The organism is Streptomyces sp. NPDC048211 (assembly GCF_043202315.1).
GTDB lineage: Bacteria > Actinomycetota > Actinomycetes > Streptomycetales > Streptomycetaceae > Streptomyces.
This window is the reverse complement of sequence record NZ_JBIDAD010000001.1, coordinates 424,652-442,538: the sequence shown is the minus strand read 5'-3', so window position 1 is coordinate 442,538 and position 17,887 is coordinate 424,652. Positions and strand designations below refer to the sequence as shown.

The window sequence follows — 17,887 nt, the reverse complement described above, 5'->3', positions numbered from 1 at the left end:
CGAGGGCGCTCCGCCGTGGACCGTGCCCGCCGGGCACTCTGCACGAGCCGCCTCCGGCGCGGGATGACCGCGCGGGGGCGGCCGCGTGAAGGGCGGCGGGCCATCAGGTGAACCGCCCTTTCGCCCGCGGGATTTGGCGATCCTCGATGGCATATTCGACCCATCATGAGGACTCCGTCGATGCTCCGATCACCGCGCGCACCGGGTGCCGCCCTGGCCGCCGTACTCACCGTCGTGACCGTCTGTGCCGGTGACGCGGTGGCCCGCAGCTACCCCTTCGGCCCGCACACCCGCAGCGTGAACGACCTGGGGAATCAGTTCGTCCCGTTCCACGCCCGGCTCTGGGACCTGCTGCACGGGCGGGCGGACGGCGGGTTGCTGGTCAACTGGCAGTCGGGCTTCGGCACGAGTTTCCTGCCGGACCTCGGTACGTATCTGACCAGCCCGTTCGCCCTGCTCGTCGGAGTGTTCCCGAGGGACCGGATCGACCTGGCCGTCTACGTGGTCACGCTGGTGAAGACGGGCGTGGCGGCGGCGGCCATGACCTGGCTGCTCACCGCGTTGCGCCGGGGGCGCGGCCGGGAGTGGCTGGCGGCCGTGCTCGGCGCGTCGTACGCGCTGTGCGGCTGGTCGGTGGCGGAGGCCGTCTACAACCCGATGTGGCTGGACGGGCTGATCGCCTTCCCGCTGCTGTGCCTGGCCGGCGAGTGGGCGCGCACCGCGCGGCGACCGGTGCTGGGGACGCTCCTGGTGACCCTCGCCTGGGTGTCCAACTTCTACACCGCGTACATGGCCACGCTCGGGGCGGCCCTGGTGCTGGTGGTACGGCTGCTGCTGGAGGACGGGACGTCGCGGGAGCGGGTCCGGGGGCTGGTGCGTGCCGTGCGGACCGTGCTGATCGGCATCGGACTGGCCGCGCCGGTCCTCGTGCCGGTCTTCCTCGGCACCCGGCACGCCTACCCGGGCTGGAACCGGGAGTTCGCCCCGGCCGCGTGGCCGGACGTCGCGGCCCGGCTGCTGCCGGCCACGTACGGTTTCTTCAGCCCGGCGGTCTTCCTCGGCACCGGCTCCCTGCTCCTGGCCTGCGTGCTGGCCTTCCACCGCGCCGTGCCGCGCGCGGAGCGGTGGGTGTGGCCGGGGCTGGTGGCGGCGGTGACGCTGTCGTTGCAGTGGGGGCCGACGCATCTGGTGTGGCACGCCTTCGCGACGCCGAACGGGAGCCCGTTCCGCCAGACGTTCGTCCTCTCCGGCCTCGTGGTGATCGCCGCCTGGACGTCCGTCGCCCGGGCCTGGCCGGACCGGCGGGCGCTGCTGGGCGGAGGCGGGGTGCTGGTGCTGATCGCCGCCGCTGCCGCCCCCAGCGAGCTGGTCACCCGGTGGACCTATCCCCTGTTCGCCGCCGGGCTGGTGGCGGCGGTCGGCGCTCTCGCGCTGGTGCGCAGCCGCAGGTTCGTCGTCCTCGCGGCGGTCCTGCTCGTCGGGGCGCAGGCCGGGCAGGCCGCGGCGACCACCGCGTTCGCCGACCGGCAGCGGCTGAACCGGCTCGACGACTACGCCCCCTGGGGCGAGCGGCAGAGCGCCCAGGCCGCCGCGGTCGCCGGCGCCGACGGCTGGCCGCGCTACCGCACCGACCCCGGTATCGAGCAGAGCACCGCCAACGATCCGATGCTGGTGGGCGGGCAGGGCGGGGCCTACTACAGCAGCCACACGCCCGACGTGACGACCCGCACCTTCCTCGCCCTCGGCGCCGGCTGGACCTCGCGCGGCCGCGCCCTGCAGAGCCTCGACAACCCGGTGAGCGACGCGGTGTTCTCGGTCGGGGCCCGCGTCCACGTACCGCGCGATCCACATCAGGTCTGGAACCGCCCGGACCGGCGGCCGGTGACCGTGACCCGGCAGGACGTCCCGCCGCTGGTGACCGTGCGTCCGTCCGGCTCCGGTGCGTCCGGGTGGGGGCGCTCGCCGTTCCGCAACCAGGAGAAGCTGCTCGGCGCCTCGGTGTACACCCTGCCCTCGACCGCGCTGAGGTCCGCGGACGGCTCGGACCCCGCCGACCGGAACGCGAGCACCTATGCGGTGAAGCCCGGCACGTACACCCTGAGCGCGAACTGCCCCGCAGGCAGCCAGGTGTTCCTGTGGGCGCCCGACCTGTTCGGCACCGCCCGACTGGGCGCGACCGGCGAACTCAACGACATCCGGGGCGATATGCCCGCGCGCCGGGCCGGGATCCTGCCCCTGGGCACCGGTGCGGGCCGGATCGCCGTGACCCTGCGGGCGGAGAGGGCGGGGACCGTTCCGCACGAGGCCGTCGGCTGCCTGGATCCGGGGCGTCTGGCCTCGGCGGTGGAGCGGCTGAAGGACACGGGGGCGACGCGGGTCACCGTCGCCGGCAGCAGCGTGCACGCCGAACTGCCGCCGGGTACCGAGGGGGTCGCCGTGCTGGCCGCGCCCCGGATCGCGGGCTGGAGCTGCGACGGGCGCCCGGCCGACACGTACCTCGGCCTGGTCGCGGTGCCGGTCGGCGGCGACCGGACGTCGGTGGACTGCGCCTTCCGGCCGCCGGGGCTGCGCGCCGGGACGATCGCCGGGGCGGCCGCGCTGGCGGCCCTGCTGGCCGTGACGTTCGCACCGGCGGCCCTGGCGCGTGTACGACGACGGCGCGCGCGGACGCAGAGGTAGGGGCGAGGGCACGGGGCGCGCGCCGCGGCATGGTGGCGGGCTTCTCCCCGGGGGCACGGCGCTCCCACGGGGCGACGGCACCCGGCCGCGCTCACCCCGTCCCGTACCGTGCCTCGATGCCCGCGACGATCAGCCGCAGGCCGTCCTCGAAGCGTTCGTCGTAGTTGGCGAAGATCTCCGCGCCGGCCGCGGCGGCCAGGGGGTAGCGGGCCATCCGTTCCGCGCGCTCCGCGATGTCGAAGCCCTCGCGCTGCTGGTCCGGCAGCGGGCGGACGCCCTGCTCCTCGCCGACGAAGCCCATCGTGTAGGAGTACGCGGTGGTGCCCGCCCGGACCGCCTGCCACAGCTCGAAGCCCGCGTCGACCATGGTCCGCAGATGGGCTTCGAGGCCGTCCGCGTGCTCGGTGCCGGTGAACTTCGCGCCGCCGTAGACCTTGGCCCCGTCGCGGTAGCGCAGCAGCGCGGCGCGCAGGGCGCGGTTGTACGCGACGAGCTGGTCCTGCCAGCGCTCCGGGGCCGGTCCCGGCAGGCCCTCGTCGAGCATCCGCCGGTACATGACCGTGGCCATCTCGTCGAGCAGCGCCTGCTTGTCCTTGAAGTGCCAGTAGAGCGCGGGCGCCTTGACGTCCAGCTCCTTGGCGATGGCGCGCAGGCTGAGCCCGTCCAGGCCCACCTCGTTCAGCAGCCGCAGCGCCGTGTCGGCCACCCGGGACCGGTCGATCTTCGTCGTACCCACCTCGACAAGTTAACAGCCCCACCCTTGACAACTTAACAGTGTTAAGCACAGACTCCGGAGCATGGAACTTAACAACGTTAAGGAAAGCGTCACGGAGACCTCGGTCCTCATCGTCGGCGCCGGCCCCTGCGGTCTCGCCCTGGCCTGCGATCTGGCCCGTCGCGGCGTTCCCGCCCTCCTCGTCGAGCAGGCGCCCGCCCTCTTCCCCGGCTCGCGCGGCAAGGGCATCCAGCCCCGCACCCGGGAGGTCCTCGACGACCTCGGGGTCGGCGACGCGGTCCGCGAGCACGGCGGGCCCGCGCCGGTCGGGATGGTCTGGCAGAACGGTGAGCGGACGGGCGAGCACCGGATGTTCCGGGTGGCGCCCCCGACGGACGCGGAGCCGTACGGCGAGCCGTGGATGATGCCGCAGTGGCGCACCCAGGAGATCCTCCTGGCCCGGCTGCGCGAACTGGGCGGTGACGTGGTCTTCTCGGCCGCGCTGACCGGCCTCGCCCAGGACGCGGACGGGGTCACCGCACAGCTGTCCACGGGCCCGGTCCGCGCCTCCTACCTGGTCGCGGCGGACGGCGGCCGCTCCACCGTGCGGCGGGCCCTGGGCATCGCGATGACCGGGGAGACGGTGGACCCGGCATCGATGCTGGTGGCCGACGTCCGGGTATCCGAGGACGCGCTCGACCGGCTCAACTGGCACATGATGAGCACCGACGCGGGGTTCATCACGCTCTGCCCGCTGCCCGGCACCGCGGACTTCCAGCTGGTCGCCCAGTTCAAGGACGGCGCGCCGGACACCTCCCCGGAAGGGGTGCGCGCCGTCGTCGCCGAGCGCACCCACCTGGAGGCCCAGGACGTCACCGAGGTGCTGTGGGCATCCGACTTCCGGCCGCGCGCCGCGCTCGCCGACCGGTTCCGCGACGGGCGGGTCTTCCTGACCGGGGACGCGGCCCACGTCCACTCCCCGGCCGGCGGCCAGGGTCTCAACACCAGCGTGCAGGACGCGTACAACCTGGGCTGGAAGCTCGGCCAGGTGCTGGGCCACGGGGCGCCCGCCGCCCTGCTCGACAGTTACGAGGAGGAGCGCCGCCCCGTCGCCGCCGAGATGCTCGGCCTGTCCACCCGGATCCACCGCGGTGAGCAGGAGCGCGGCGCGGCCGCCCAGCAACTGGGCCTCGGCTACCGCGAGGGGCCGCTGTCGGAGGGGCGCGCGGGCGTCCTGGAGGCCGGCGACCGCGCCCCCGACGGCTCCCTCGGCGAGCGGCGGCTGTTCGATGTCTTCCGGGGCCCGCACTTCACGCTGCTGGCGGTCGGCACCGACGCGGAGCTGCCGGAGTTCACCGGCTCCCAGGTCGAGGTGCACCGCACGGCCGCCTGCGAGGCGTACGGCAAGGGGCTGTTCCTGATCCGGCCGGACGGCTACGTCGGCTGGGCGGGCGAGGACACCGCCGGGCTCGCGGAGTACCTCGCACCGCTGGGCCTCGGCCTCAGGGCCGGCTGAGCCCGCAGCCCCGGGTCAGACGCTGCTGAGCGAGAGCTTCGCCGCGAAGCCGAGGAACAGCACCCCCGCCGCCGAAGTGGCTCCCGCCGAGAGCCGCTTGCGGCGGCGGAACGCGGCGGACAGCCGGGTGCCGCCGAAGATCAGCATCGACAGGTACAGGAAGCTGGCGATCTGGAGCAGGGTCCCCAGGACCAGGAAGGAGAGCGCCGGGTACGCGTACCCGGGGTCGACGAACTGCACGAAGAACGAGATCAGGAACAGGATCGCCTTCGGGTTGAACAGGCTGACCACCAGCGCCCGCCGGTACGGCCGCTCCATCGTGACCGGGGTCCCGGCCCCGTCCGCCGCCTCGCCCGTGAGCTCGGCCACCCGGCGGTGCCGCTCGCGCCACATGGACACCGCGGCGCGCAGCATCCCGATGGCCAGCCAGGTCAGATAGCCCGCACCGGCGAACTTCACCACGGTGAAGAGCACGGGCGTGGTCTGCAGCAGGGACGAGGCCCCGAGCGCGGACAGCGTCATCAGCACGGTGTCCCCGGTCCACACCCCGGCCGCGGCGACATAGCCGGTACGCACCCCGCGCCGGGCGGCGACGGACAGCACGTACAGCGAATTGGGTCCCGGCAGCAGAACGATGAGCACGAGGCCGGCGAGATAGGTCGGAAGATCGGTGACACCCAGCATGAAACGGAGTTTCGCACGGGGGTACGACACTCCGGAAGCGGGGGTTCCGGTGCTGCGTCCGCTCAGTCCTCGTCGCCGTCGAGCAGCCGGTCCACCGAGAGCTCCATCTCCACGCCGACCTCGTCGGGCACGGCGAAGGACGTCCCGCGCTTGTGGTGCGCCTTGTTCTTGTACTCGCCACCCCGGGGGTCGCTGCAGAGCAGCACCTGGTCGTGCTTGCGGTCGGCCACGACGTAGACCGGGATGCCCGCCTGGGCGTAGTCCTCGACCTTGGGACCGAGGTCGTCGGCCCAGTTGGTCGACGTCACCTCCACGACCATGCGGAAGACGTGGGCGGCGTAGCAGTTCTTCATGGCGTGAGCGTCGCGGAAGTCCGCCTCGACGACCGACAGGTCCGGAATCGCGTAGTCGTCAGGGCCGGTCGGCAGCCAGAGCCCGACGCCCTGAACAAGTCTGAGGCCGGTCCTGCGTGCCCGCGCACCGAATTCCTCGCCGAGCCAGGACAGCGCCAGAGCGTGCGTTCCGTCGGCCGGTGGTGTCACCGTGAGCCTCCCCTGGAGAATCTCCACGCGATGCCCAGGCAGCGAGCGTGCGAGCTGGTCAGCTGCCTCGCCGAGCGTCAGCTCCGGCTGTTCCTGCACGTGCACCTGCTCCCCGTGCTGTATGACGGCCACCGCATCCTCCTTTCGGGGACCACTGTTCACGAGCTTATCCAGGGCCGCGGACATTCGGCGAGAGGTCACTCCTGCGAGTGGCGGACCGGCGAAGACGCCTCAGAACGCGTCCGCCGGAACGTACGTCCCCCACACGTCCCGCAGCGCGTCGCACACCTCGCCCACCGTGGCGCGGGCCCGCAGCGCGTCCTTCATCGGGTGGAGCACGTTGTCCGCGCCCGCCGCCGCCTCGCGCAGGGCCGCCAGTGCCGCGTCCACCGCGCCCCCGTCGCGTTCGGCACGGAGCTTCGCCAGCCGGGCCGCCTGCCGGGCCTCGATCGCCGGGTCGACGCGGAGCGGCTCGTACGGTTCCTCCTCGTCGAGCCGGAAGCGGTTGACACCGACCACGACGCGCTCTGCGCTGTCCGTCTCCAGCGCGACGCGGTAGGCGCTGCGCTCGATCTCGTTCTTCTGGAAGCCGTGCTCGATCGCGTGGACGGCGCCGCCCATGTCCTCGATCCTGAGCATCAGCTCCACGGCGGCGGCCTCGACGTCGTCGGTCATCCTCTCCACGACGTAGCTGCCCGCGAGCGGGTCGACGGTGGCCGTCACGTCCGTCTCGTACGCCAGGACCTGCTGGGTGCGCAGGGCGAGGCGGGCGGACCTGTCGGTGGGAAGGGCGATCGCCTCGTCGAAGGAGTTCGTGTGCAGGGACTGCGTGCCGCCCAGGACCGCTGCCAGGCCCTGCACCGCGACGCGCACCAGGTTGACCTCGGGCTGCTGTGCGGTGAGCTGCACGCCCGCGGTCTGGGTGTGGAAGCGGAGCATCAGCGACTTCGGGTTCCGCGCGCCGAACTCCTCCTTCATCACCCTCGCCCAGATCCGCCGGGCGGCGCGGAACTTGGCGACCTCCTCCAGGATCGTCGTACGCGAGACGAAGAAGAAGGAGAGCCGCGGGGCGAAGTCGTCGACGTCCATGCCGGCCGCGACGGCGGTACGCACGTACGCGATGCCGTCCGCGAGCGTGAAGGCGACCTCCTGCGCGGGCGAGGCCCCGGCCTCGGCCATGTGGTAGCCGGAGATCGAGATGGTGTTCCACTTCGGGATCTCGGCCCGGCAGTACTTGAAGATGTCGGCGGTCAGCCGCAGCGAGGGCGCGGGCGGGAAGATGTACGTGCCCCGGGCGATGTACTCCTTGAGCACGTCGTTCTGGATGGTGCCCGTGAGCTGCCGCGCCGGGACACCCTGCTCCTCGCCCACCAGCTGGTACATGAGCAGGAGCAGCGCGGCGGGGGCGTTGATCGTCATGGACGTGGAGACCTTGTCCAGCGGGATCCCGTCGAACAGCACCCGCATGTCGTCGACGGAGTCGATCGCCACCCCGACCTTGCCGACCTCGCCGGACGCGATCTCCGCGTCCGAGTCGTGGCCCATCTGGGTGGGCAGGTCGAAGGCGACGGACAGGCCCGTCGTGCCGTTGGCGATGAGCTGCTTGTAGCGGGCGTTGGACTCGGTGGCCGTACCGAAGCCGGCGTACTGGCGCATCGTCCACGGGCGCCCGGTGTACATGGACGGGTACACACCGCGGGTGAAGGGGTAGGCGCCCGGCTCACCCAGCTTCTCGGCGGGGTCCCATCCGTCGAGCGTGTCCGGTCCGTAGACCGCTTCGATCGGCAGTCCCGACTCCGACTCGCGCGTCATCTGCTGTGCCTCCCGCTGAAACCGCCCACCGGTGGTCCATGGCTCCCGCGACGGACCGCAGCGGCGCACGCTCAAGCGTAGGAGGGGGCCGGGGCCGGGACCTTGCTCACGGCCCCGATGCCTGACATCCTCCGGTCCCCGATGCCGCTTTCCCCATCATGCGCGGGATTCGGCAACCGGGCAGAGCGGGAATCCGTCCCATGAGACAACGCAGATCCAGGGGGCCGAGATGACAGGCAGCAGCAGGACCGGGCGCGGCCACGCACCGAGAGGCGGCCGGGGGGCGGGCGCGGCATCCGCCGCCGTCGCCGTACTGGCACTGGTCGCCGTGACCGCGGGGTGCAAGGCCGAACCCGCCGGCAGCGCGCCGCCGGCGAGCAGCTCGCCCACCGACGACGCCAAGCCCGGCGCGAAGGGATCGGATCCGGCCACGCCGTCCGCGAGCGCGAAGCCGAGCACGCCACCGAAGCCTGCACCGAAGGCGACACCCACACGGACACCGGAGTCCACGCCGTCGGCCGATCCGCAGGCCGAGGTGATGATGGCGAGCGGCGCGCAGGGCAAGCGGGTCCGTGAGCTCCAGGCCCGGCTGCGGCAGATCGGCCACTTCGACCGCAGCCCCACGGGGTACTACGGCTCCGTCACGGTCGCCGCCGTGCAGTCGTTCCAGGGCAAGCGCGGGCTGTCCCGTACGGGGAGGACGGACACGCTGACCTGGCAGAAGCTGCTCGGCATGACGCACACGCCGACGGCCGCCGAGCTGACCCCGCCGACCACGCGTCCGGCCGCGAAGCCGGACAAGCGCTGTCTGACGGGCCGGGTGATCTGCATCAGCAAGAACAGCCGGTCGCTGTCCTGGATGATCGACGGCAAGGTCGTCTCGTCGATGGACGTGCGCTTCGGCTCGCAGTACACGCCGACCCGCGAAGGCACCTTCTCCGTCTACTGGAAGTCCCGGCACCACGTGTCGACGATCTACCACACGGCCATGCCGTACGCGATGTTCTTCAGCGGCGGCCAGGCGGTGCACTACTCGTCGGACTTCGCGGCGCGCGGCTACAACGGTGCGTCGCACGGCTGCGTCAACGTCCGGGACGAGGGGAAGATCGCCTCGCTGTTCGACCAGGTCCGCAACGGTGACAAGGTCGTCGTCTACCAGTGAGGTCGTGGATGAGGGGCGCGGGCGGGACCGGGGGAACGTGTCCCGCCCGCGCCATGTGCGCCGAGCCGTAGGTACGGGGGGAACCCCGGCTGCGGGCGCTGCCGATGACCAGTCGGCTCACTCAGTACTGCGCCCGCAGGCCGGAAAACGTCACACCCGGTGGTGGTGGGGCGGTGCGGAACGTCAGCGTGCCGCGAAGGAGAGCTCCGGCGCCGGGGAGTACGAGGACGCGGAGCCCGGGGCGAGAGCGGCGGTCGAGGGCTCCGGGGAAGCGGGGGAGAACCGGATCGAGGGCAGGGTTCCCGAGCCTTCGCTGCCGGCCGGGTCGCCGCCGTCGCTGTCGTCGTCGCCGTCGCTCTGGCCGTTGCCGCTCTGCCCGTTGCCGCTCTGGCCGTCATTGCTCTGGCCGGCGTTACTCCGGCCCAGCATCCGGTCGCAGAACCGGTCGAGGTTGCGGGCTCCCTTGGCCAGCGCTTCGAGGCGCGTTCTGCGCTCGTCGCTGAGCTTGCCGTCGCGGTAGTCGCGGCAGGCCTTCAGGGTCTTGGCGTACCAGGCGGCCGTCTCGTCGTCGTTGTCGCCGGACGTCCCGTCGCCGGTCTTCCCGTCCTGGCTGTCCTGGCCCTGCGTCGCGTCGCCGCCGCCCGCCGGGGTGTCCCCGGCGCTGCCGGACCGGCCGGCGCCGGTGCCCTCCTCGCCGTCGGGGGCCTGGGTCGTGCGGCCGCCGTCGTCGGGGCGGCCGCTCTCCGGTCCGCCGGTCCGGCCGGGACCGGGCTTGCCCGGCGTCGCGGTGTCTCCGCCCGGGGATCCGGGCGGCGGTGCGGACGACTCGTCGTCGGTGGTGAGGCCGGAGCCCAGTTCCTCGGGGGACGCCGCGGCCGACACCGAGGTGGCCGGAGTGGGGGTGTGCCGGCCGAAGGGTCCGGGCAGCACCCCGGTGCCGGCGGCCACGGCCACCCCGCCGATCGCGCAGCACGCGACGGAGGCGGCCAGGCCGAAGCGGATCGGCCGGCTCCAGCGCATCGGGCGGGGACCGCGGGAACCCGCGCCCCCCGGCGCCGTGCCGGAGCCGGCCGGGCGTATGTGTACGGGCGCGAGCATCACGGACTCGGACTCGGCGGAGCCGCCGGTCCCGGTCCGGGCCGCGCGCACCGCATCTGCGGGCGCGGACACGGCGGTGGTACGGGCGTCGGGACGGCGGGCGGCGCGGAAGGCGGCCAGTGCGGCGGCCTCGCCGGGCAGTTCCCCCGCGGCGGGGCGGACGCCGCGGGCCGCGGCGTCCAGAGCGGCCGCGAGCCTTTCGGCGTCCTGTCGGGGCCGGGCGTCGCCAGGGTCGACCGGTTCGCGGCGGAGCATCCTCTCCGCCGCTTCCTTGTCAAGCCATTCGTGCTGCTCGTCGGCCATCACATGTCCTTCTGCGTCCACAGACGCGAATGCGTCACACCGGCGGGCGCCACCAGGCCGGTGCGGGAGGGGCGTTGCGCGGGAACGGCGCCGAGTTCCACCGTCCGCCCCGCCCCGTTGCCCTGCGGCGACTGTGCCGGGGCCGTGTCGTCGGCGGGCCCCCTGGGCGCGCCGACCCCGCCGGCCGGAGCGTCGCCGCGCGGACTGCCCGATTCCGCGGGACCGGCCGCCGGCGGACCGCCGTCGCCGCCGGGCAGCCCGGCACTGTCCGCACCGTCGGGGGCGTCCGTCCGCAGCAGTTCGGCGAGCCGCTTCAGCCCGCGGTGCGCGGCGGTGCGGACCGCACCGGGCCGCTTGCCCAGCGTCTGCGCCGCGCTCTTCGCGTCGAGTCCGACCACCACGCGCAGCACCACGGCCTCGGCCTGGTCCTGGGGCAGCTGGGCGATGAGGGACATCGTGCGGCCGGTGGCCAGGGCCTCGATCGCCTCGTCGGCCGTGTCGGACCCGGCCGGTTTCTCCGAAAGCTCCGTCTCGTCACCGCCGATGGCGGGCCGCCTGCCGCGCATCCGCAGATGGTCCAGGGCCCGGTTACGCGCTATCCGCGCCGCCCACCCCCGGAACCGGTCGGCGTCACCGCTGAACCGATCGAGGTCCCTGGCTATCTGCAGCCACGACTCGGACGCCACGTCCTCGGCGTCCAGCTCCCCCACGAGCGTCCGTATGTAGCCCAGCAGCCGCGGCTGCACAGCGCGGTACACAGTACGGAAGGCGTCCTCGTCCCCGTCCTGCGCCGCGAGCACCGCGGCGGTAAGCCCCGCGTCGTCCCCCAGCACTCCCTCAACCTGCCCTGCTGTCCTGAATCGCAGCTGGTCACCACTGCCGCGCCACCCTGCGCGACTCAGCACGCTACGTCCTTCGCGGGCATCGCGTCCATGACTTGTACAACCCGCAACATTCTTCGGACACCGTGCGGTGTGACAGAAAACGCAGTCACGGCGCTGAGATGAGTACGGGGTCGTCCTGCGGCCCCGCGGAAGACGACCGGGGCCTCTCCTGTGGGGGGTGGCGGCCCCGGTCGTCGTTCCACTCCCCCACACCTGGCCAGGCAGAACGCGGGTCGGTGGCCCCTGAATCCCCGGCGCCGGACTCCCTTCGCCCGTGTCGGAGCTCACAGCCTCAGGCCGTGGTCCGGCCGGCCCTTCCGCTGTCCGCCGCCCCTCGGGGGGGGCTCCCGCACCCTGTCGTCCTGTCTCGTTCACCGCTCCGGCGCGGACCACAAGGCCTGTTGGCCGTCGACGCCGGGCACCGGGGACGGCCCGGAGAGCGCCCGCGCCCGCCCGGCCCTGCGGATCAGCAGACCGGCCAGCACGCAGATGCCGCCGCCCACGGCGAGGAGGATGCCGAGCACCGCGGTCAGGCCGAGCACCACCGGGACCGCGCTGTTCCCCAACGCACGGCCCTGGACGGCGGATACGGGCACGGTGCCCGAGTGGTCATCCGGGAAGTACCGCGAGTCGTGCGCGTTCCCACGGTTGTCACCCATGAGGAACATCCGGCCGGGGGCCACCTTCACGTCGTACGCCGGGACGCCGTGTCCGCCGTCCTCCTTTTTCGCGTAGGGCTCATCGACCCGTCTTCCGTTGACGGTCAACGTCCCGCCGGAGTAGACGAGGTGGTCGCCGCCGAGCCCGATCACGCGCTGCAGGACCGGCATCCCCTCGTAGCGGTCCGGCACCTTGTAGAGCACCGCGTCCCCCCGCTCCGCCTCCTCGCCGCCGGATCGCTCGATCACGACACGGCGGCCCTGGGGGTACGTGGGTTCCATCGACCCTCCGACCTCCGTGATCACCGTGTAGGAGCTCCGGGAGAACCAGAACGCACCGGCAGCCGTGGCGACGCCCAAGGCGACCAGGACCACCCCCGTGACCCACCAACCGCGTCCGGTGCGCGGGCGTTGACTTCCACTCATGGGTCTCTCCGTCACTCGTACGGGCGCGGGCGTTCGCCCGCGCCGGAATCGGAACGTCGTGCAGGGGGGTTCTCCGTCGCGGACGGAAGGCCGGGACGTGCCTCGCGTCAGCCGCGCACCCGGGCCCGTCGCGAGGCAGCCGCGCGCAGGACCCGCTGGCCCTCGGTCGACACGTCCATCACCTGCCGCAGGCCCGCGCCCATGGGGGCGGCGGCCCCGATCTCGGCCAGCATCTCCAGGATCCGGACCTGCCGGGCGGCCTCCCCGGACAGCAGTGGCCCCGCGTCCGACGGATCGCCGGCCCGGCAGCGCCCCACCAGCTCGGTGACGTCGGCGCGCGCGGTGTCGTGCCCGCGGTGGATGTCGAGGGCCAGGGCCGAGCAGGCGTCCGCCCAGGTGCGCAGTTCCTCGCCCGACCGCTCCTCCGGCGCCTCATCGAGCAGCGCCCGGATCCGCAGGACGGCTTCCTGCGCGCCTTCCGGCGCATCCGGCAGGCCGTCCACTGCCGCCCGCGCTTCGGCCAGCCGTTGCGGCCAGTGGTGCGGGTCGGCGCAGCCGGCCCAGAGCGGACGCAGCGGATCCGGTTCGGCTCCTCCGGCGGGTTGCGGCAGGCACCGGTCGAGGCAGGCGGCCCCGCTCACGGCGAGCCCCCGGGCGTCAGCGGCGGCGATCAGTTCGAGCAGGCTCATCGGCGTCTCCCGTCGGCACCCCCGTACGCGGACGTACGGGGACGCAGCGCGTCGTCTTATCGCGTTCAGCGCCGAATGGCCGAAAATCGTCACTCGTACCGTCTGAATACCGTCGCTCGCGCCCTACGTCCGGATCAGGCGGGCTCCCACGAGCCCGGTCCGGTCCGATCCGCAGGAGAGGCCCCGGCCCCCGCACCGGGCCGTCAGTGCGCCCGGCCCCAGTCGGCCCGCTCCGCCGGGATGGCCGGGGCGACGGGAGCGGGCCCCTGCGCCGCCCGCTCGCCCTGCATCGCGGTCAGCCGGCGCACGAACAGGATGGCGAGCACAGCGGCGAGGATGTCGAGCGCGTCAGCGGCCATGACCTGGTCGAAGGCGGTCAGGACCTCGTCCGGCTCCTCGGCGTCCGAGTAGGCCTGATCGGCGTACCGGGAGAAGACTTGCGCGCAGAGCAGCGCCGCCCACCAGGCATGCAGCAGTCCGCGCGGGGTCGGAGGGCGGTTGCTGCCGCCCGGGGAGCTCGCGGTCCAGGTGCCGCTCGCGACGCGGTGGGGCAGCCAGAGAACGGCGATGGGGACGAACCACCCGCCGAGCGCCCAGCCGGGCCGCAGCGAGTGGGCGTACGGGTCGAACACCTCCGCGTTGAGCCGCACGCGGCGGAACCAGACGAGGAAGACGACGACGGTGGCCAGCAAGGTCAGCACCTGGAGCGACCCGGAGGCCCGGTACAGCAGGTCGGCGCGGTCCCCGGCCGCTTCGTCGTACGTCAGGAAGTCGTCCGCCATCCCCTCGCTGAACAACTGACGCGAGTGGGCGCCGGCGCCGATGGCGAGCACGTCCGCCACGGCCACCGCGCCGAGCAGCACACACACCGCCGCGCCGAGGCCGACCGGTGACCGCAGGGAACGCCTGGTCGGCGGTCCGGTCGGCGCCGGCATCAGCCCGCCCGCCCGTGAACGGCGGAAAGCGGCGCACACGGTGCACCGCCCGTCGGCGGTGGTGGCCGGTCTCGTACCGCAGAGTGAGCAGAGCATGACAGTGGAACCCCCCAGGGCTTCGGACGTCTACGCATCGAGCGCGCGTCCCTCCCCGGACCACGCGGCAAGCGGAACGTAGTCTCCGCGCGCCGCGCTGTCCACGGGGTTCGGGCCTCAGCCGGCCCGGCCCCGGTCGATCTCCTTCGCCAGCGCCGTGAACCCGTCCCAGCTCAGCTTCGGTGTGCCCGGGTCCCACAGCTTCTGGGAGGTCGCCCGCAGGGGCATCCGGATGCCCTGGGCCACCTGCTCCGCGGTCTGGGCGTTCGGGAAGTCGCCCCAGACCGCGAACCGGCCGCCGAGGATCTGGTCCGAGTACTTCGCCGGAACGGGGCTCGTGCCGCGCAGGACGAGGGGGGTCCACTGCTCGTAGATGCGCTTGCCGGTGGGATAGACGAAGGCGTTGGGCTGGCCGAGCACGTAATAGAGGAACTCGTCGTTGAGGTTCAGCATCTTGAACCCCTCGCTCAGATACTGCTCCGGCGGCCGGGCGCCGTACTCCTTGCCCGTCCAGTACTCGATCTCGATGTCCTTGTCGGCCCGGACGGTGCTGTCGCGGAAGAGGCCGTCGTTCCACGCCTTGGGCGTCATCCCGTGCGGCCGGACCACTGCCGCACGGTCGTTGAGCCAGCCGGTGGCGAGGTCCTCGATCCCGGCCTGCGCCCCGTACTTCTTCACGGCCGCCCGCTGGAGCTGCGGATACGACGCGGCGGGACTGCTCACCGTGAGCGCTTGGTACTCGTCGGCGCCCAGGTGCCAGTAGGCGCCGCCGAACAGCTCGGTGTACTCGCCGAGGAGCTCGTCGATGAGCTTCGCCGCGCCCGGCTTCGAGATGTCGAGCGACCCCTTCGACGGCACGCCCGAGACGTTGAACAGCTGGAGGTCGGGGTGGGCGCTCAGGACCGCGCCGAGGTGGCCCGGGGAGTCGATCTCCGGGACGACCTCGATGTGCATCCGGCCGGCCAGGGCGACGATGTGCCGCACCTCCGCCTTGGTCAGGTGCTCGGGCGACACCACCTCGGGGTGGGTGTCGGACTCGATGCGGAAGGCCTGGTCGTCGGAGAAGTGCAGGCCGAGCTGGTTGAGCTTGATGTCGGCCATGTCGCGCAGCCGGTCCTCGATCCAGCCGGCGCTGTAGTGCTTGCGCGCGATGTCGAGGTTGAGCCCGCGCTGCGGGCGGTCGGGGCGGTCGCGCACCTCCCCCTCGGGCATGGCCCCGTCGGCCCGCACGGACTGCTTGAGGGTACGGGTCCCGTAGAAGACCCCCGCCTGGCCGGGCCCGCTGATGGTGACGCGTCCGTCGCGGGTCCGCAGGGTGTACGACTCGGGCCCGCCGCCGTCCTTCGTGTTCAGGTCCAGCGCCACGTCACCGGCCCGGGCCGGCTCCTCGCCCCGGTAGCCGATCTTCAGCTCACCGGCGAGCAGCCGCCCCTCGTCGGCGAGCGCCTTGTCGCCCTTGCCGATCACCACCGCGCTGTCCTTCCCCGGCCGCCAGCCGGGACCGCGGGCGGGGGTGTGCTCCCGTACGGCGGGGATGGTGCGGGGCGTCTTCGAGAGCGGGTAGCTCCGGGTCGGGGAGGGCGTGGGGGACGCGGACGGTGACGCCGCCGAGCGGGATGTCTCGGAGCCGTTCCCGTGTTCGGTGCCGGAGCCGTCGCAGGCGGCGACGGTGACGGCCGCCGCAGCCACCGCCGTGACGGCCATGAGGGCGCCGCGTGAGGGTGCCATCAGTCAGAAACCTCCGGTTTCAGGGGGGAAAGAGAGCAGAAGTACGAGAAATCAAGGCAGATGCAGGGAGATAGCCGGGCATTCTCCTCGCCCACACGTCCCTCACGCATCGTGAAACTCTCCCGTCCGGGTGAAATTCGCGCATCCGTCGGACGGCCGTTGCCCGACGTCGCTAGCTTTGAGGCACATTCGTCTCTCCCTTCACCCTGCATCCACCTGGTCTCTCCGGTCCCTCCCCACTCCAGGTTCACAGATGCCGCTGATTCGAGGAGCCCACGCTGTCCAGGTCCAGCGAGTCCCACGCCGGCCTCCCCGAGCAGCCGCCCCCGTCCGCCCCGCGGACCGCCGTACCCGTGCAGAGCTGCGGACCCGTGCCCGGCCGGGCCCCCTACGGCCCCGTCGGCCTGCTGCGGTTCAACACCGCCCCCGCCGCCGAGGCCGAGGCCGCCCTGCTGGAGTGCTACGGCAGCCGCCGCTGGGCCAAGCGGCTGACCGGCCACCGCCCGTACCCGGATCTGGACGCGTTGCTCGCCGCCGCCGACGAGGCGGGATACGACCTCTCCCCCACCGAGCGCGCCGAGGCACTCGCCGTCGAGGTCTCCCCGGGGCTGCACCCGGACGCGCCGCACTCCGCCCATCTCGCGCTGGCCGCCGCGCACGCCGCGTACGAATGCAAATTCGGTCACGTCTTCGTGATCTGTCTGGACGGCTTCCGGACCGCCGAGCACCCCGACCAGGTGCTGGCCGGCATCCGGGCCCGGCTGGGGCACGAACCCGAACAGGAGCGGGTGGTGACGGCCGACGAGATGCGGCGACTCGCCCGGGGCCGCATCATCGAGCTGGTATCGAGTCAGTAACGGGCCAGCAGGCGGCCCCGACGTGCGGATCCCCGGCCACAGGCCGGTCGAGAGGCCCGTCGGAGTACCGCTATAGCCCGTACGTGCCTGTTTGATTGCCACTTTGATCACACCAGAGGCCCCGGCGCGAACGAACCGACAAACCGTCGCTACGATGGCCGGGGCCGGTGGACCGTACCCGGCCGGGTCAGACCGACAGTCAAGCCGGCCGACCCCAATCCCCGCTCCCGGAGGGTTCTTCCGTGCCGGCTGGAACGCTGTACCGCGGCCGGGAAGGCATGTGGTCCTGGGTGGCTCATCGAGTCACCGGTGTCCTCATTTTCTTCTTCCTGTTCGTACATGTCCTGGACACCGCCCTCGTCCGCGTCTCCCCCGAGGCATACGACGACGTCGTGTCCACGTACAAGACGCCGATCGTCGCGCTCCTCGAATACGGCCTGGTGGCCGCGATTCTCTTCCACGCGCTCAACGGTCTGCGCATCGTCGCCGTGGACTTCTGGGCCAAGGGCCCGCGCGTTCAGAAGCAGATGCTCTGGGCCGTACTGGGTATCTGGATCGTGCTGATGGTCGGGGCCCTGTACCCCGTCCTCGGCCACGCCGTACGCGAAGTATTCGGGAGCTGAGGCCAATGTCCACCGAGACTTCCGCGATCGGCGACGTCGAGGGCGCGGCCCTGTACGACGTCGACAACCCGGCGCCCGTGATCGAGCCGCCGCGCAAGCGGACCGGCAAGACCCCCAAGGGTTCGCGCACCAACTTCGAGATGTACGCCTGGCTCTTCATGCGCCTGTCGGGCATCGTGCTGGTCGTCCTGGTCCTGGGCCACCTGCTGATCCAGCTGGTGCTGGACGGCGGCGTCTCCAAGATCGGTTTCGCCTTCGTGGCGGGCCGCTGGGCCTCGCCGTTCTGGCAGGTCTGGGACCTGGCGATGCTGTGGCTCGCCATGCTGCACGGCGCCAACGGTCTCCGTACGGTCATCAACGACTACGCCGAACGGGACAACACCCGCTTCTGGCTGAAGATGCTGCTGTACACCGCCACGGTGTTCACCGTCCTGCTGGGAACGCTGGTGATCTTCACCTTCGACCCGAACATCCGCTAG

At 72.5% G+C, this 17,887-nt stretch carries 16 protein-coding genes; 6 read left to right on the top strand and 10 right to left on the bottom strand.

From position 1 onward, the window contains the following. Positions 1-165 precede the first annotated feature (165 nt). On the top strand, positions 166-2,679 hold the full coding sequence (locus ACGFZA_RS02055) for a YfhO family protein (protein ID WP_393676517.1): 2,514 nt from the start codon (positions 166-168) through the stop codon (positions 2,677-2,679). A gap of 91 nt (positions 2,680-2,770) precedes the next feature. Here ACGFZA_RS02055 and ACGFZA_RS02050 read toward each other — a convergent pair whose 3' ends face one another. Further along, the gene (locus tag ACGFZA_RS02050; protein WP_393676515.1) at positions 2,771-3,415 is read right to left on the bottom strand and encodes a TetR/AcrR family transcriptional regulator C-terminal domain-containing protein; all 645 of its coding nucleotides are present in this window, start codon (positions 3,413-3,415) and stop codon (positions 2,771-2,773) included. 61 nt (positions 3,416-3,476) lie between these two features. On the opposite strand from ACGFZA_RS02050, the gene ACGFZA_RS02045 reads away from it, so the two are divergent. Continuing rightward, the gene (locus tag ACGFZA_RS02045) at positions 3,477-4,910 is read left to right on the top strand and encodes an FAD-dependent monooxygenase (RefSeq protein ID WP_393676513.1); all 1,434 of its coding nucleotides are present in this window, start codon (positions 3,477-3,479) and stop codon (positions 4,908-4,910) included. Positions 4,911-4,925: 15 nt separating this feature from the next. Here ACGFZA_RS02045 and leuE read toward each other — a convergent pair whose 3' ends face one another. The 3 genes from leuE to ACGFZA_RS02030 all read right to left on the bottom strand — a co-directional run bounded on the left by leuE (position 4,926) and on the right by ACGFZA_RS02030 (position 7,948). Further along, complete coding sequence (gene leuE / locus ACGFZA_RS02040; RefSeq protein WP_385284842.1) at positions 4,926-5,594, bottom strand: leucine efflux protein LeuE; 669 nt, start codon at positions 5,592-5,594, stop codon at positions 4,926-4,928. A gap of 62 nt (positions 5,595-5,656) precedes the next feature. Beyond that, positions 5,657-6,268: a Uma2 family endonuclease gene (locus ACGFZA_RS02035; RefSeq protein WP_393676511.1), complete on the bottom strand. Its 612-nt coding sequence runs from the start codon at positions 6,266-6,268 to the stop codon at positions 5,657-5,659. A 99-nt stretch (positions 6,269-6,367) separates the two neighbouring features. Next, a complete protein-coding gene (locus ACGFZA_RS02030; protein ID WP_393676509.1) occupies positions 6,368-7,948 on the bottom strand; it encodes a methylmalonyl-CoA mutase in 1,581 nt (526 codons plus the stop codon). Between the two features lie 229 nt (positions 7,949-8,177). On the opposite strand from ACGFZA_RS02030, the gene ACGFZA_RS02025 reads away from it, so the two are divergent. Further along, positions 8,178-9,110: a L,D-transpeptidase family protein gene (locus ACGFZA_RS02025; RefSeq protein WP_393676507.1), complete on the top strand. Its 933-nt coding sequence runs from the start codon at positions 8,178-8,180 to the stop codon at positions 9,108-9,110. A gap of 183 nt (positions 9,111-9,293) precedes the next feature. Here ACGFZA_RS02025 and ACGFZA_RS02020 read toward each other — a convergent pair whose 3' ends face one another. The 6 genes from ACGFZA_RS02020 to ACGFZA_RS01995 form a co-directional block, all read right to left on the bottom strand. After that, entirely contained in the window at positions 9,294-10,511 is a 1,218-nt protein-coding gene (locus ACGFZA_RS02020) for a hypothetical protein (protein ID WP_393676505.1), read from the bottom strand. Further along, positions 10,511-11,344, bottom strand: coding sequence for an RNA polymerase sigma factor (locus ACGFZA_RS02015; protein WP_385284893.1), 834 nt, complete (start codon positions 11,342-11,344; stop codon positions 10,511-10,513). The genes ACGFZA_RS02020 and ACGFZA_RS02015 overlap by 1 nt, the downstream gene beginning before the upstream one ends. Before the next feature lie 422 nt (positions 11,345-11,766). Continuing rightward, positions 11,767-12,480, bottom strand: coding sequence for a signal peptidase I (gene lepB / locus ACGFZA_RS02010; RefSeq protein WP_393676503.1), 714 nt, complete (start codon positions 12,478-12,480; stop codon positions 11,767-11,769). A 107-nt stretch (positions 12,481-12,587) separates the two neighbouring features. Then, positions 12,588-13,169, bottom strand: coding sequence for a hypothetical protein (locus tag ACGFZA_RS02005; protein WP_385284833.1), 582 nt, complete (start codon positions 13,167-13,169; stop codon positions 12,588-12,590). A 203-nt stretch (positions 13,170-13,372) separates the two neighbouring features. Next, the gene (locus tag ACGFZA_RS02000; RefSeq protein WP_393676500.1) at positions 13,373-14,104 is read right to left on the bottom strand and encodes a DUF4328 domain-containing protein; all 732 of its coding nucleotides are present in this window, start codon (positions 14,102-14,104) and stop codon (positions 13,373-13,375) included. Between the two features lie 213 nt (positions 14,105-14,317). Then, the gene (locus tag ACGFZA_RS01995) at positions 14,318-15,928 is read right to left on the bottom strand and encodes a glycoside hydrolase family 20 protein (RefSeq protein WP_393676498.1); all 1,611 of its coding nucleotides are present in this window, start codon (positions 15,926-15,928) and stop codon (positions 14,318-14,320) included. A 353-nt stretch (positions 15,929-16,281) separates the two neighbouring features. On the opposite strand from ACGFZA_RS01995, the gene ACGFZA_RS01990 reads away from it, so the two are divergent. From ACGFZA_RS01990 to ACGFZA_RS01980, 3 genes are all read left to right on the top strand, one after another. Continuing rightward, positions 16,282-16,785 (top strand): 2-oxo-4-hydroxy-4-carboxy-5-ureidoimidazoline decarboxylase, encoded by a 504-nt coding sequence (locus ACGFZA_RS01990; RefSeq protein ID WP_385284827.1) that lies wholly within the window; start codon positions 16,282-16,284, stop codon positions 16,783-16,785. A 242-nt stretch (positions 16,786-17,027) separates the two neighbouring features. Continuing rightward, positions 17,028-17,408, top strand: a complete 381-nt coding sequence (gene sdhC / locus ACGFZA_RS01985) for a succinate dehydrogenase, cytochrome b556 subunit (RefSeq protein WP_026249405.1) — start codon at positions 17,028-17,030, stop codon at positions 17,406-17,408. Between the two features lie 5 nt (positions 17,409-17,413). Next, complete coding sequence (locus ACGFZA_RS01980) at positions 17,414-17,887, top strand: succinate dehydrogenase hydrophobic membrane anchor subunit (protein WP_148020330.1); 474 nt, start codon at positions 17,414-17,416, stop codon at positions 17,885-17,887.

Bases quoted from the DNA above. Each gene is read 5' to 3' on its own strand.
- ACGFZA_RS02020 (WP_393676505.1), bottom strand. From the start codon at position 10,511: ATGGCCGACGAGCAGCACGAATGGCTTGACAAGGAAGCGGCGGAGAGG.
- ACGFZA_RS02055 (WP_393676517.1), top strand. From the start codon at position 166: ATGAGGACTCCGTCGATGCTCCGATCACCGCGCGCACCGGGTGCCGCC.
- ACGFZA_RS02030 (WP_393676509.1), bottom strand. From the start codon at position 7,948: ATGACGCGCGAGTCGGAGTCGGGACTGCCGATCGAAGCGGTCTACGGA.
- ACGFZA_RS02000 (WP_393676500.1), bottom strand. From the start codon at position 14,104: ATGCCGGCGCCGACCGGACCGCCGACCAGGCGTTCCCTGCGGTCACCG.
- ACGFZA_RS01980 (WP_148020330.1), top strand. From the start codon at position 17,414: ATGTCCACCGAGACTTCCGCGATCGGCGACGTCGAGGGCGCGGCCCTG.
- lepB (WP_393676503.1), bottom strand. From the start codon at position 12,480: ATGAGTGGAAGTCAACGCCCGCGCACCGGACGCGGTTGGTGGGTCACG.
- ACGFZA_RS02025 (WP_393676507.1), top strand. From the start codon at position 8,178: ATGACAGGCAGCAGCAGGACCGGGCGCGGCCACGCACCGAGAGGCGGC.
- ACGFZA_RS01995 (WP_393676498.1), bottom strand. From the start codon at position 15,928: ATGGCACCCTCACGCGGCGCCCTCATGGCCGTCACGGCGGTGGCTGCG.
- ACGFZA_RS02045 (WP_393676513.1), top strand. From the start codon at position 3,477: ATGGAACTTAACAACGTTAAGGAAAGCGTCACGGAGACCTCGGTCCTC.
- leuE (WP_385284842.1), bottom strand. From the start codon at position 5,594: ATGCTGGGTGTCACCGATCTTCCGACCTATCTCGCCGGCCTCGTGCTC.
- ACGFZA_RS02005 (WP_385284833.1), bottom strand. From the start codon at position 13,169: ATGAGCCTGCTCGAACTGATCGCCGCCGCTGACGCCCGGGGGCTCGCC.